The sequence below is a fragment of the Streptomyces sp. NRRL WC-3742 genome (assembly GCF_000720635.1).
Taxonomy (GTDB): Bacteria; Actinomycetota; Actinomycetes; order Streptomycetales; family Streptomycetaceae; genus Kitasatospora.
This window is the reverse complement of record NZ_JOCF01000040.1, coordinates 1-12,855: the sequence shown is the minus strand read 5'-3', so window position 1 is coordinate 12,855 and position 12,855 is coordinate 1. Positions and strand designations below refer to the sequence as shown.

The 12,855-nt window shown below is 73.4% G+C and carries 12 protein-coding genes; 11 read left to right on the top strand and 1 reads right to left on the bottom strand.

The window, feature by feature from the left end:
• The first annotated feature begins 16 nt into the window (after nucleotides 1-16).
• The 8 genes from IH61_RS0122250 to IH61_RS0122215 all read left to right on the top strand — a co-directional run bounded on the left by IH61_RS0122250 (nucleotide 17) and on the right by IH61_RS0122215 (nucleotide 8,474).
• Nucleotides 17-1,120 carry a quinone-dependent dihydroorotate dehydrogenase gene (locus IH61_RS0122250; RefSeq protein ID WP_031072487.1) on the top strand — a complete coding sequence of 368 codons (1,104 nt, stop codon included), beginning with the start codon at nucleotides 17-19 and terminating at the stop codon, nucleotides 1,118-1,120.
• 29 nt (nucleotides 1,121-1,149) lie between these two features.
• Nucleotides 1,150-1,983, top strand: coding sequence for an orotidine-5'-phosphate decarboxylase (gene pyrF / locus IH61_RS0122245; protein WP_031072485.1), 834 nt, complete (start codon nucleotides 1,150-1,152; stop codon nucleotides 1,981-1,983).
• A 360-nt stretch (nucleotides 1,984-2,343) separates the two neighbouring features.
• Nucleotides 2,344-2,670, top strand: coding sequence for an integration host factor, actinobacterial type (gene mihF, locus IH61_RS0122240; RefSeq protein ID WP_030290269.1), 327 nt, complete (start codon nucleotides 2,344-2,346; stop codon nucleotides 2,668-2,670).
• Between the two features lie 49 nt (nucleotides 2,671-2,719).
• Nucleotides 2,720-3,277, top strand: a complete 558-nt coding sequence (gene gmk, locus IH61_RS0122235) for a guanylate kinase (protein WP_051837689.1) — start codon at nucleotides 2,720-2,722, stop codon at nucleotides 3,275-3,277.
• A gap of 37 nt (nucleotides 3,278-3,314) precedes the next feature.
• Nucleotides 3,315-3,584 (top strand): DNA-directed RNA polymerase subunit omega, encoded by a 270-nt coding sequence (gene rpoZ, locus IH61_RS0122230; RefSeq protein ID WP_031072480.1) that lies wholly within the window; start codon nucleotides 3,315-3,317, stop codon nucleotides 3,582-3,584.
• 123 nt (nucleotides 3,585-3,707) lie between these two features.
• Nucleotides 3,708-4,937, top strand: a complete 1,230-nt coding sequence (coaBC, locus tag IH61_RS0122225; protein ID WP_051837687.1) for a bifunctional phosphopantothenoylcysteine decarboxylase/phosphopantothenate--cysteine ligase CoaBC — start codon at nucleotides 3,708-3,710, stop codon at nucleotides 4,935-4,937.
• Between the two features lie 152 nt (nucleotides 4,938-5,089).
• A complete protein-coding gene (gene metK, locus IH61_RS0122220) occupies nucleotides 5,090-6,298 on the top strand; it encodes a methionine adenosyltransferase (RefSeq protein ID WP_031072476.1) in 1,209 nt (402 codons plus the stop codon).
• 106 nt (nucleotides 6,299-6,404) lie between these two features.
• Nucleotides 6,405-8,474 (top strand): primosomal protein N', encoded by a 2,070-nt coding sequence (locus IH61_RS0122215; protein WP_031072474.1) that lies wholly within the window; start codon nucleotides 6,405-6,407, stop codon nucleotides 8,472-8,474.
• A gap of 151 nt (nucleotides 8,475-8,625) precedes the next feature.
• Here IH61_RS0122215 and IH61_RS48700 read toward each other — a convergent pair whose 3' ends face one another.
• Nucleotides 8,626-9,279 carry a hypothetical protein gene (locus tag IH61_RS48700; protein WP_234327284.1) on the bottom strand — a complete coding sequence of 218 codons (654 nt, stop codon included), beginning with the start codon at nucleotides 9,277-9,279 and terminating at the stop codon, nucleotides 8,626-8,628.
• 265 nt (nucleotides 9,280-9,544) lie between these two features.
• Between IH61_RS48700 and def the strand changes: the two genes are divergently transcribed.
• The 3 genes from def to IH61_RS0122195 all read left to right on the top strand — a co-directional run bounded on the left by def (nucleotide 9,545) and on the right by IH61_RS0122195 (nucleotide 12,655).
• Nucleotides 9,545-10,090, top strand: a complete 546-nt coding sequence (def, locus tag IH61_RS0122205) for a peptide deformylase (protein WP_031072471.1) — start codon at nucleotides 9,545-9,547, stop codon at nucleotides 10,088-10,090.
• Between the two features lie 77 nt (nucleotides 10,091-10,167).
• Nucleotides 10,168-11,106, top strand: coding sequence for a methionyl-tRNA formyltransferase (gene fmt / locus IH61_RS0122200; protein ID WP_031072470.1), 939 nt, complete (start codon nucleotides 10,168-10,170; stop codon nucleotides 11,104-11,106).
• A 112-nt stretch (nucleotides 11,107-11,218) separates the two neighbouring features.
• Nucleotides 11,219-12,655 carry an RsmB/NOP family class I SAM-dependent RNA methyltransferase gene (locus IH61_RS0122195; RefSeq protein ID WP_031072468.1) on the top strand — a complete coding sequence of 479 codons (1,437 nt, stop codon included), beginning with the start codon at nucleotides 11,219-11,221 and terminating at the stop codon, nucleotides 12,653-12,655.
• Nucleotides 12,656-12,855 lie beyond the last annotated feature (200 nt).

Genomic DNA, 12,855 nt, shown 5'->3' with positions numbered 1-12,855 from the left:
GCGGGAGTTGACCCCCTTGTACAAGCTGCTCTTCGACCTCGTGTTCAAGAAGATGGACGTGGAGAAGGCGCACCACCTCGGCTTCTTCTGGATCCGCCTCGCCGACTCCGTGCCGGGCCTGCGCACCCTGATCAGGCTCGTCCTCGCCCCGCAGGACCGGGCGCTGCGCACCAGGGCCCTCGGGCTCGACCTGCCCGGCCCGTTCGGGCTCGGCGCGGGCTTCGACAAGAACGGCATCGGCATCGACGGCCTGGCGATGCTCGGCTTCGACTACGTCGAGATCGGCACGATCACCGGCGAGCCCCAGCCGGGCAACCCGCAGCCCCGGATGTTCCGCCTGATCGAGGACCGGGCGCTGATCAACCGGATGGGCTTCAACAACCAGGGCTCGGCCCGCGTCGCCGCCCGCCTGGCCGCCCGCCCGCACACCACCTCCACCCCGGTGATCGGCGTCAACATCGGCAAGACCAAGGTCGTGCCGGAGGCCGAGGCCGTCGCCGACTACGTCAAGTCCACCGAGCGCCTGGCGAGGTACGCCGACTACCTGGTGGTCAACGTCAGCTCGCCGAACACCCCCGGGCTGCGCAACCTCCAGGCCGTCGACCAGCTGCGCCCGCTGCTGTCCGCCGTCCGGGAGGCCGCCGACCGCACCACGGCCCACCGGGTGCCGCTGCTGGTCAAGATCGCCCCCGACCTGGCCGACGAGGACGTGGACGCCGTCGCCGACCTCGCCCTGGAGCTGGGCCTGGACGGCATCATCGCCACCAACACCACCATCGGCCGCGAGGGGCTGCGCACCGACGCCGCCCGCGTCGAGGAGATCGGCATGGGCGGCCTGTCCGGCGCCCCGCTCAAGGCCCGCTCCCTGGAGGTCCTCCAGCGGCTGCGCGCCCGCACCGAGGGGCGGCTGACGCTGGTCTCCGTCGGCGGCATCGAGACCGCCGAGGACGTCTGGCAGCGGATCGTCCACGGCGCCGACCTCGTCCAGGGCTACAGCGCCTTCATCTACGAGGGCCCGTTCTGGTGCCGCCGCATCCACAAGGGCCTCTCGGCGCGCCTGCGGGCCTCCGGCTTCCGCGACCTCACCGAGGCCGTCGGCAGCGCCGTGCGCAGCTCCTGACCCCCGCCACCATCATCGGAGACCCAGACATGACCCTCGCCCCCTTCGGTACCCGCCTGCGCCAGGCCCTGGACACCCGTGGCCAGCTCTGCGTCGGCATCGACCCGCACGCCTCGCTGCTGGCCGCCTGGGGCCTCGGCGACGACCTCGCCGGGCTGGAGACCTTCAGCCGCACCGTGGTCGAGGCGCTGGCCGACCGGGTGGCCGTGCTCAAGCCGCAGGCCGCCTTCTTCGAGCGCTTCGGCAGCAAGGGCGTCGCGGTGCTGGAGAGGAGCGTGGAGGAGGCCCGGGCGGCCGGTGCGCTCGTCCTGATGGACGCCAAGCGCGGCGACATCGGCTCCACCATGGCCGCGTACGCCGAGGCGTTCCTCTCCCCGGGCAGCCCGCTGTTCTCGGACGCCGTGACGGTGAGCCCGTACCTGGGCTTCGGCTCGCTGCGCCCGGCGCTGGACCTGGCCCGGGAGAACGGCTGCGGGGCCTTCGCGCTGGCGCTGACCTCCAACCCGGAGGGCGCCGAGGTGCAGCGCGCGCTCGGGGCCGGCGGGGAGTCGGTGGCGGCCTCGGTGCTGCGGCAGCTCGCGGCGGAGAACGCCGGGGCCGAGCCGCTGGGCTCCTTCGGCGCGGTGGTCGGCGCGACGCTGGACGACGCGGGCGTGGACCTGGCGATCAACGGCCCGCTGCTGGCCCCCGGGATCGGCGCCCAGGGCGCGACGATGGCGGACCTTCCGCGGGTGTTCGGCGCCTCGGTGCTCAACGTGGTGCCGAGCGTGAGCCGGGACGTGCTCAGGCACGGGCCGTCGGTGGCGGCGCTGCGGGAGTCGGCGGAGCGCTTCGTGGGCGAGTTCGCGGAGGCCGTCAAGTAGCCCTGCGAGGCGGGGCGGTGGCTCCCGGGGTAGCCGGTCGGTGACCGTGCGCAGTGTCCGCAGGACGGCGGCGCGGAGCCGGAGTTGACGTGAGCGCCGTCACATCGGCGGTGCCCAAGCCTGGCAATCGCGGTCATTTTGCCCGGGAAAGTCCTGGTCGGCCTTGGCTGACCAGGACTTTTCGTGTTCTTTTCCTGACGCGGCGCCGCAATGCGGGTAGTGTCCGGCGATAGGTCATCGGTGAGCCGCGAACTTGTAGCTCCCGCAGGTCAGAGCCCTGTGGTTCCACTTGCGGACGGTGTCCTGGGAACCAAAACAGTCATAGCTCAATTCCTACCTTCCAACCCTGAGGTGAACGGCGTGGCTCTTCCGCCCCTTACCCCTGAACAGCGCACCGCCGCGCTCGCCAAGGCCGCCGAGGCTCGCCGGGAGCGCGCCGAGGTCAAGAACCGGCTCAAGCACTCCGGCGCCTCCCTGCACGAGGTCATCAAGGCGGGCAAGAACGACAACGACGTCATCGGCAAGATGAAGGTGTCGGCCCTGTTGGAGTCCCTTCCGGGCGTCGGGAAGGTTCGTGCCAAGCAGATCATGGAGCGCCTCGGCATCAGCGAGAGCCGGCGTGTCCGAGGTCTCGGCACGAACCAGATCGCGTCCCTGGAGCGGGAGTTCGGCGGCGGCGCCGCCTGATCGTGCCCCCGTGGTCCCGGGATCGTCCGCGATCCGGGATAATCGGTGCATGAGTGAGCGTCCGCGGCTGACCGTGCTCTCCGGCCCTTCGGGGGTCGGCAAGAGCACGGTCGTCGCTCATATGAGGAAGATGCACCCCGAGGTCTGGCTCTCGGTGTCGGCGACGACCCGCCACCCGAGGCCGGGCGAGAAGAACGGGGTCCAGTACCACTTCGTCGACAACGACGAGTTCGACAAGCTCGTCGCCAACGGCGAGTTGCTGGAGTGGGCCGAGTTCGCGGGGAACCGTTACGGGACCCCGCGTGCGGCGGTGCTGGAGAAGCTGGAGCGTGGCGAGCCCGTCCTGCTGGAGATCGATCTGCAGGGCGCCCGCCAGGTGCGCGAGTCGATGCCCGAGGCGCAGCTGGTCTTCCTGGCCCCGCCGAGCTGGGAGGAGCTGGTCCGCCGGCTCACCGGGCGGGGCACCGAGCCGCAGGACGTCATCGAGCGGCGGCTCGAGGCCGCCAAGGTCGAGCTGGCGGCGGAGTCGGAGTTCGACACGACTCTTGTCAACACCTCGGTCGAGCAGGTAGCGGCCGAACTGCTAGCCTTGCTCGGTGTAGCCTGACCTGTCTGTCTTTTCCACCCTTTCGGAAGGTTTTCGCGTGTCCTCTTCCATGACCGCGCCCGAGGGCATCATCAACCCGCCGATCGACGAGCTGCTTGAGGCCACCGACTCGAAGTACAGCCTGGTGATCTACGCGGCCAAGCGCGCGCGCCAGATCAACGCGTACTACTCGCAGCTCGGCGAGGGCCTGCTCGAGTACGTCGGCCCGCTGGTCGACACCCACGTGCACGAGAAGCCGCTGTCGATCGCGCTGCGCGAGATCAACGCGGGCATGCTGACCGCCGAGGCGATCGAGGGTGCCGCCTGAGGCGGTTGACGACTCTTCCCGGAGGGCCCGGCGGAACCATTCCGCCGGGCCCTCCGGCGTTTCTCCCTCCGTGTGCGGGGCCGTAGGGTGGGCGGGTTCCCGATGCGGAGAGAGGCCGGAGAGATGAACCCGACTGTGGACGCCCCCCGCGTGGCCCTCGGTGTCAGCGGCGGGATCGCCGCGTACAAGGCGTGCGAGCTGCTGCGCCGGTTCACCGAGTCCGGCCACCAGGTCACCGTGGTGCCCACCGAGGCCGCGCTGCACTTCGTCGGGGAGGCCACCTGGGCGGCGCTGTCGGGGCGCCCGGCCGCCACCGAGACCTGGGAGCGGGTCCACGAGGTGCCGCACGTGCGGATCGGGCAGCAGGCCGACCTGGTCGTGGTCGCGCCCGCCACCGCCGACCTGATCGCCAAGGCGGCCCACGGCCTGGCCGACGACCTGCTCACCAACACCCTGCTGACCGCCCGCTGCCCGGTGGTGATGGCGCCCGCCATGCACACCGAGATGTGGGAGCACCCGGCCACCCGGGAGAACGTCGCCACGCTGCGCCGCCGGGGCGTGATCGTCCTGGAGCCGGCCGTGGGGCGGCTGACGGGCAAGGACACCGGCAAGGGGCGGCTGCCGGAGCCGTCCGCGATCTTCGAGGCGTGCAAGGCGGTGCTGCGGCGCGGCGGCGCCGTGCCCACCGACCTGGCGGGCCGGCACGTGGTGGTCTCCGCCGGCGGCACCCGGGAGCCGCTGGACCCGGTGCGCTTCCTGGGCAACCGCTCCTCCGGCAAGCAGGGCTACGCGCTGGCCGTGACGGCCGCCGCGCGGGGCGCCCGGGTGACGCTGGTCTCGGCCAACGCGGAGCTGCCCGATCCGGCAGGGGTGGACGTGGTGCACGTCTCCACCGCGCTGGAGTTGCGGGAGGCGGTGCTCAAGGCCGGGGGGGACGCGGACGCCGTGGTGATGGCCGCGGCGGTGGCCGACTTCCGCCCCGCCGAGTACGCCACGGGCAAGATCAAGAAGGTCGAGGGCGTCGAGCCGGCGCCGGTCGCTCTGGTGCGCAATCCCGATGTGCTGGCCGAAATCTCGGCCAACCGCGCCCGTTCGGGCCAACTGGTGGTGGGTTTCGCGGCGGAGACCGACGACGTGCTCGCCAACGGCCGGGCCAAGCTCGCCCGCAAGGGCTGTGACCTGCTGGTCGTCAACGAGGTGGGCAACGGCAAGGCTTTCGGGTCGGACGTGAACGAGGCCGTGGTGCTGGGTTCGGACGGTTCGGAGACGCCCGTGCCGGTGGGCCCCAAGGAAGCCTTGGCGGACGTGGTGTGGGACCTCGTCGTGAATGGCCTCGATCCGGCCGATAAGTGATCGATTTCTCTCCAGAACCGATCTCTATTTCCCGAAGCGGGTGACGTTTGACGGAACGAGACCGTTAGACTCCTGGAATCAAGTCTTTCCGGATGTCCCCGGTTACGGCCGGGGGCCTTCAGTCAGCAGCCGCTGCAACCCCAGGGAGCGCTGTGTCTCGCCGCCTGTTCACCTCGGAATCCGTGACCGAGGGACACCCCGACAAGATCGCTGACCAGATCAGCGACACCATCCTTGACGCTCTCCTCCGGGAGGACCCGACCTCCCGGGTCGCCGTGGAGACGCTCATCACCACCGGCCAGGTGCACGTGGCCGGCGAGGTGACCACCAAGGCGTACGCGCCGATCGCCCAGCTCGTCCGGGACAAGATCCTGGAGATCGGCTACGACAGCTCCAAGAAGGGCTTCGACGGCGCCTCCTGCGGCGTGTCGGTGTCCATCGGCGCGCAGTCGCCCGACATCGCACAGGGTGTCGACACCGCGTACGAAGCCCGTGTCGAGGGCGATGAGGACGACCTGGACAAGCAGGGCGCCGGCGACCAGGGCCTGATGTTCGGCTACGCGTCGGACGAGACCCCCGAGCTGATGCCGCTGCCGATCACCCTGGCGCACCGCCTCTCCCGCCGCCTCACCGAGGTCCGCAAGAACGGGACCATCCCGTACCTGCGCCCCGACGGCAAGACCCAGGTCACCATCGAGTACGACGGCGACAAGGCCGTCCGCCTGGACACCGTGGTCGTCTCGACCCAGCACGCCAGCGACATCGACCTGGACTCGCTGCTCACCCCCGACGTGCGCGAGTTCGTCGTGGAGCCGGAGCTCAAGGCGCTGGCCGACCAGGGCATCAAGCTCGTCACCGACGGCTACCGCCTGCTGGTCAACCCGACCGGCCGCTTCGAGATCGGCGGCCCGATGGGCGACGCCGGCCTGACCGGCCGCAAGATCATCATCGACACCTACGGCGGCATGGCCCGCCACGGTGGCGGCGCCTTCTCCGGCAAGGACCCGTCCAAGGTCGACCGCTCGGCCGCGTACGCGATGCGCTGGGTGGCGAAGAACATCGTCGCCGCGGGCCTCGCCAGCCGCGCCGAGGTGCAGGTCGCGTACGCGATCGGCAAGGCCGAGCCCGTCGGCCTGTTCGTGGAGACCTTCGGCACCGAGACCGTGCCGGTCCTCGCCATCCAGAAGGCCGTCTCCGAGGTCTTCGACCTGCGCCCGGCCGCGATCATCCGCGACCTGGACCTGCTGCGTCCGATCTACTCCCAGACCGCCGCGTACGGCCACTTCGGCCGTGAGCTGCCGGACTTCACCTGGGAGCGTACGGACCGCGTGGACGCCCTGAAGGCGGCCGTGCAGGACTGACGTCCTTACGCGTCCCTCCGCGTGCTCGTGTGAGAAGCGGCGCCCGTCCCCGGTCCGGGGGCGGGCGCCGCTTCGTGTCGGTGCGACCTGGTAGTACTTGGTGGCGATGAGCAGCACAGAGGAGCCCGAGCAGCTGGCCTTCATCCGGGAGACGGTCAAGCGGGCCAAACCCCGGACGTGGCGCGGGGCCAAGCGGGCCGAGAACCTGCCGGTGGCCCGGGTGGTGGTGGACAAGGGCGTGCTCACCATCGACAAGTTCTTCGACTACGAGGTGCCCGAGGCCATGGCCGAGGACGCCCAGCCGGGCGTACGGGTACGGGTGCGGTTCGGCGCGCGGGTCGTGCGGGGGCAGCGCGAGGGCGGGGAACTGCACGACGGGTTCATCGTCGCCCGGCTGGAGAAGAGCGACTTCCCCGGGCCGCTCGCCCCGCTCGCCCAGGTGCTCTCGCCCGAGCCCGTGCTCTCCCCGGCGCTGCTGCGGCTGTGCCGCACCGTCGCCGACCGCTACGCCGGGACGCTGGCCGACGTGCTGCAGCTGGCCGTACCGCCCCGGCACGCCAAGGCCGAGGCCGAGCCCTCGCCCGAACCCCGGCCGCGCCCGGCCGCGCCCGCGCCCGGCGGGTGGCAGCGCTACCCGGCCGGCCCCGACTTCCTCGCCGCGCTGGCCGGCGGAGGCTCGCCCCGGGCCGTCTGGGCGGCGCTGCCCGGGCCCGGCTGGCCGTACGAGATCGCCCGTGCGGTGGCGGCCACGCTGGCCGGTGGGCGCGGCGCGCTCGTCGTGCTGCCCGACCGGCGGTCGGTGACCAGGGTGGACCAGGCGCTCACCGAACTGCTCGGGCCCGGGCTGCACGTGGCGCTGGAGGCCGAGCTCGGCCCGGCTGAGCGCTACCGGCGCTGGCTCGCCGTCAGCCGGGGCTCGGTGCACGCCGCGATCGGCACCCGGGCGAGCATGTTCGCGCCCGTACGGGACCTCGGGCTGGTCGTCGTCTGGTCCGACGGGGACGGCAGCCACAGCGACCCCCGGGCGCCGCACCCGCACGTACGGGAGGTGGCGCTGCTGCGGGCCGCCGAGGAGGGCGCGGCGGTGCTGCTCGGCGGGCACGCGGTGACCGTCGAGGGCGCGCAGCTCGTCAGCACCGGGTGGGCGCGGCCGCTGGTCGCCGACCGGGAGACCGTACGGCGGACGGCGCCGCGGGTGCGGACCGTCACCGATCAGGACCAGCACCGGGACGCGGCCGCGCAGGCCGCCCGGCTGCCCTCGGTGGCCTGGGAGGCGGCGCGGGAGGCGCTGGCGGCCGGGCACCCGGTGCTCATCCAGGTGCCCCGGCGCGGGTACGTGCCCCGGCTGGCCTGCGGGCGCTGCCGCACGCCCGTACGGTGCCGCAGGTGCGAGGGCCCGCTGGAGGCGGCCTCGGCGGACGCGCCGCTGAACTGCGGGTGGTGCGGGGAGCCCGAGACGGACTGGCACTGCCCCGAGTGCGGCTCCTTCAAGCTGCGGGCGCAGGTGGTCGGCGCCCGGCGGACCGCGGAGGAGCTGGGCAAGGCGTTCCCGCGGATCCCGGTCCGGACCTCCGGGCGGGACGCGGTGCTGGCGAGCGTGCCGGACGAGCCCTCGCTGGTCATCTCCACGCCCGGGGCCGAGCCGGTGGTCGAAGGCTCCGGGGGGTACGGGGCCGCGCTGCTGCTGGACGGGTGGGCGCTGCTCGGCCGGCCCGACCTGCGGGCCGGGGAGGAGGCGCTGCGGCTCTGGCTCGCGGCGGCGGCGCTGGTGCGGCCCTCCGAGGACGGCGGGACGGTGGTGGTCGTCGCCGAGCCCTCCGCGCGGCCCGTGCAGGCGCTCGTGCGGTGGGATCCTCTGGGGCACGCCGGGCTGGAACGGGACGAGCGGGCGGCGCTGCACTTCCCGCCGGTGTCGCGGATGGCCTCGGTGAGCGGCAGCCCGGGGGCCGTCACCGACCTGCTGGGGCTGATCCGCTTGCCGGAGGGGGCGGACGTGCTCGGGCCGGTGCCCGCGCCCAAGCTGCGGGGGGAGGAGCAGGAGCGGGCGCTGCTGCGGGTGCCTCCGGGGCAGGGGGCGGCGCTGGCGGCGGCGCTCAAGGCGGCGCAGATCGCGCGGATCGCGCTGCGGACGCCGGAGGCGGTGCGGGTGCGGGTGGACCCGCTGGACATCGGGTGACGGTCGCGTAGGGCGTGTCCTGCGGGTGGCCGGCGGGGGCGGGGTGCGTGGGCCACCCCGCCCCGGGGGCTCGGGTCCTGCGGGTCCTGCGGGTCCTGCGGGTTCTTGAGGGTTCTGCGGGTCCTGCGGGTTCTTGAGGGTTCTGCGGGGGTCAGCCGCGCAGGGGGATGCCGGGGCGGTCGGTGTGCTCCGGGGTGCGGGGGGCGGGGGTGGCCCGGTCGTGGGCCGCGCGGTCCAGCGCGGCGCGGTCGAGGCCGCCCTGGCGGGCTGCGGGGACGGTGGTGCCCAGGGCCGGGCGCTCGAGGCGTTCGGGGCGCTCGACGCGCTCGGGGCGTTCGATGCGCTCGACGCGTTCGCCGCTCAGGGCGGTGCGCTCGGGGACGGCGGGCAGCTCCTCGGAGCGGTCCGGGCGGGTCGGGCCCGGGACCCCACCGCCGGCGGCGAGCAGCTCACTGGTCGGGCGGCGCATGCCGTAGCGGCGGTGCACGGCCTGCTTGGTGACGCCGAGGGCCGAGCCCACCGAGTCCCAGGAGAAGCCCAGCGCCCGGTCGAACTCGACCGCCGCCGCCACCAGCGTCTCCACGCTCTCCCGCAGTTCCTGCGCCAGGCGCACGGTCGGCGCGGGCGCCCGCCCGTACACGACGAAGCCGGCCGAGGTACTCGGACGGCGGGGACGGTAGACGTTGCCCAGTTGGGCGGTGAGCGTCCGCAGCGCGTCGACCTGGCGCCTCACCCGCTCGATGTCCCGCACCAGCAGGTGCAGGCTCGCCCGCGCCCGGGCGTCGTGGTTGATCTGCTCGGCCATGGCTTACGCGCCACCTTCCGTACGGTTCAGACGGTTCAGACGGTCCGGCTCGGGTCGGGGCGCGGTGGTTCCGTGCGTCCGGCCCCGGTCAATCTCTCTTGACCAACGCCGAAGCGGGGGCCGGGGTAACGCGGTCCCTTGGAGTCGGGATATGCCAGTAGCCCGGCGGGCGGCCGGGGGAGGGGCTCCGGGGTTGCATAGAATCGGGGTCCAGCCTTTGTCCCGTACGCCCGCCGCACCGCCGATGCACAGGAGCCCGCAACCCGTGGCGATCCAGCCGATCCGTCTCTTCGGAGACCCCGTCCTGCGGGCCACCGCACAGCCGGTGACCACCTTCGACAAGGAACTGCGCACCCTCGTACGGGACCTCACCGACACCATGCTCGACGCCCCCGGCGCGGGCCTGGCCGCGCCCCAACTCGGCATCTCCCTGCGGGTGTTCACCTACCACGTGGACGGTGTCACCGGGCACCTGATCAACCCGGACCTCTCGCTCAGCGAGGAGGAGCAGGAGGGCCCCGAGGGCTGCCTGTCGCTGCCCGGACTGCGCTACGACACCCGGCGCTCGTACGGGGTCGTCGCCCGCGGCCTCAACATGCACGGGGAGCCGGTGACGGTGGAGGGCACGCAGCTGCTCGCCCGGTGCATCCAGCACGAGACCGACCACCTCGACGGCATCATCTTCATCGACCGGCTCGACCGCGAGCAGCGCAAGTCCGCGCTCAAGGCGATCCGGGAGGCGGAGTGGGGCGGCGCGCCCGCGCCCGTCGTCAAGGTCTCGCCGCACGGCACCTTCGGGTCGGCGCGCTGAGTTCGTCCGCTCGGTTCTGAGCTGCTGTTCTTCCGCTCTTCCGCTCTTCCGCTCTTCCGTTTACAGAAAGGCACTTGATGCGTCTCGTCTTCGCCGGCACCCCCGAGGTCGCCGTTCCCGCGCTCGACGCGCTGATCGCCTCCGACCGGCACGAGGTCGTCGCGGTGGTCACCCGCCCCGACGCCCCCGCCGGGCGCGGGCGCAAGCTCGTCGCCAGCCCGGTCGCCCAGCGCGCCGAGGAGGCCGGGATCGAGGTCCTCAAGCCGGCGAAGCCCAGCGACCCCGATTTCGTCGCCCGGCTCACCGAACTCGCCCCCGACTGCTGCCCGGTGGTCGCCTACGGCGCGCTGCTGCGCCCCGGCGCCCTGGAGATCCCCAAGCACGGCTGGGTCAACCTGCACTTCTCGCTGCTGCCCGCCTGGCGCGGCGCCGCACCCGTCCAGCACGCGGTGCTGGCGGGCGACGAGGTCACCGGGGCGTCCACCTTCCTGATCGAGCAGGGGCTGGACTCCGGGCCGGTGTACGGGGTGATCACGGAGGAGATCCGGCCCTCCGACACCAGCGGGGAACTGCTGACGCGGCTGTCGGAGAGCGGGGCGCGGCTGCTGGTCGCCACCATGGACGGCATCGAGGACGGCTCGCTGCACGCGGTGCCGCAGCCGGGCGAGGGCGTCACGCTCGCGCCGAAGATCAGCGTCGAGGACGCCCGGATCGACTGGAACCACCCCGCGCTGCGGGTCGACCGGGTGGTGCGCGGCTGCGCGCCCGCGCCCGGGGCGTGGACGGAGTTCCGGGGCGAGCGGCTGAAGGTCACCGGGCCGGTCAAGCTGCTGCCGGAGTCCGCGGAGCTGGCGCCCGGCGAGGTCGCGATGGCGGGCAAGAACAGCGTGCGCGTCGGAACCGGGAGCCACGACGTGGAGCTGGGCGAGGTGCGGCCGCAGGGGAAGAAGGAGATGCGGGCCGCGGACTGGGCGCGCGGGGCGCGGCTGGAGGCGGGGGAGCGGTTCGGGGGCTGAGGCTTCCGGATGGCGTTAGTGTTCGTATGAGTTCGCTCTTGCTCCTGTTCTCGCTTGATTCGTCTGACTCGTCTGATTCATCTGATAACCACCGCAGCACCTTGAGGCACCTGTGACCACCCCGCCCGGCGCCAAGCGCGCCCCCCGCCCGCACCGCCGTCCCAAGAAGGACCCGGCCCGGATCGTCGCCTTCCGCGCCCTGCGCGCCGTCGACGAGCGCGACGCGTACGCCAACCTGATCCTCCCCTCGCTGCTGCGCGAAGCCGAGCAGCAGGGCATGGACCGGCGCGACGCCGCCCTCGCCACCGAGCTGGTGTACGGCACCCTGCGCCTGCAGGGCACCTACGACGCCGTCATCGCCGCCTGCATCGACCGGCCGCTCAGCAAGGTCGACCCGCCGGTGCTCGACGTGCTCTCGCTCGGCGCCCACCAGCTGCTCACCACCCGCATCCCGAGCCACGCGGCCGTCTCGGCGACCGTCGAGCTGGCGCGGGTCGTGCTCGGCGACGGCAAGGCCAAGTTCGTCAACGCCGTGCTGCGGCGGATCAGCGCGCACGACCTGGACACCTGGATCGAGAAGGTCGCGCCCCCGTACGAGAAGGACGCCGAGGACCACCTGGCGGTCGTCCACTCCCACCCGCGCTGGGTCGTCTCCGCGCTGTGGGACTCGCTCGGGCGCTGGCAGCCCGACGCCTCCGGGCGCGAGGCCGTGGAGGACCTGCTGCGGGCCGACAACGCGCGGCCCGAGGTGACCCTCGTCGCCCGGCCCGGGCGGGCCACCGTCGGCGAACTGGCCGAGGTGCTGCCCGAGGCCGAGCCGGGGCGCTGGTCGCCGTTCGCGCTGCGGCTCGCCGAGGGAGGCGACCCCGGGGCGCTCGACGCCGTACGGGAGAACCGGGTCGGCGTCCAGGACGAGGGCAGCCAGCTCGTCGCGCTCGCCCTGGCCGCGGCCCCGGTCGAGGGCCCCGACCGGCTCTGGCTCGACGGCTGTGCCGGGCCCGGCGGCAAGGCCGCCCTGCTGGGCGCACTCGCCGCCGAGCGCGGCGCGGCGCTGGTCGCCAGCGAGAAGCAGCCGCACCGGGCCCGGCTGGTCGCGCGGGCGCTCGAGGGCAACCCCGGCCCGTACACGGTCATCGCGGCGGACGGGACCCGCCCGGCCTGGCGCGAGGGCGGCTTCGACCGGGTCCTCGTGGACGTCCCCTGCTCCGGGCTCGGCGCCCTGCGCCGCCGCCCCGAGGCGCGGTGGCGGCGGCGCCCGGCCGACGTGGCCGCCTTCGGGCCGCTCCAGCGGGACCTGCTGCGCTCGGCGATCGAGGCGACCCGGATCGGCGGGGTCGTCGGCTACGCGACCTGCTCCCCGCACCTGGCGGAGACCCGGGCCGTGGTGGACGACGTCCTGCGCGGCGAGGCCGGTCGCGTCGAGTGGATCGACGCACGCCCCCTGCTCCCGGGCCTCCCGGCACTCGGCGAGGGCCCGGACGTGCAGCTCTGGCCGCACCTCCACGGGACGGACGCGATGTACCTGGCGCTCCTGCGGCGCACCGCGTAGCGGGCTGCCGCGGACTTCGGCCAACGCGCGGGCGCTGCCCGTGCGTTGGCCGGTTTTCGTTGGGCGGGTTTTCGGTGGGGGATTCTCGTTGGGCGGGCCGTGCTGCCGGTGGCCGGGTGCGGCGTGGGCCGGGCGGCTGGGGGCTTGACGGCTGACGGCTGGGGGCTGGGCGGTTGGGCAGGGGGCCAACGGGCCGGGGG

Bases quoted from the DNA above. Each gene is read 5' to 3' on its own strand.
- pyrF (WP_031072485.1), top strand. From the start codon at position 1,150: ATGACCCTCGCCCCCTTCGGTACCCGCCTGCGCCAGGCCCTGGACACC.
- IH61_RS48700 (WP_234327284.1), bottom strand. From the start codon at position 9,279: ATGGCCGAGCAGATCAACCACGACGCCCGGGCGCGGGCGAGCCTGCAC.
- coaBC (WP_051837687.1), top strand. From the start codon at position 3,708: ATGAACCCGACTGTGGACGCCCCCCGCGTGGCCCTCGGTGTCAGCGGC.
- IH61_RS0122215 (WP_031072474.1), top strand. From the start codon at position 6,405: ATGAGCAGCACAGAGGAGCCCGAGCAGCTGGCCTTCATCCGGGAGACG.
- fmt (WP_031072470.1), top strand. From the start codon at position 10,168: ATGCGTCTCGTCTTCGCCGGCACCCCCGAGGTCGCCGTTCCCGCGCTC.
- gmk (WP_051837689.1), top strand. From the start codon at position 2,720: ATGAGTGAGCGTCCGCGGCTGACCGTGCTCTCCGGCCCTTCGGGGGTC.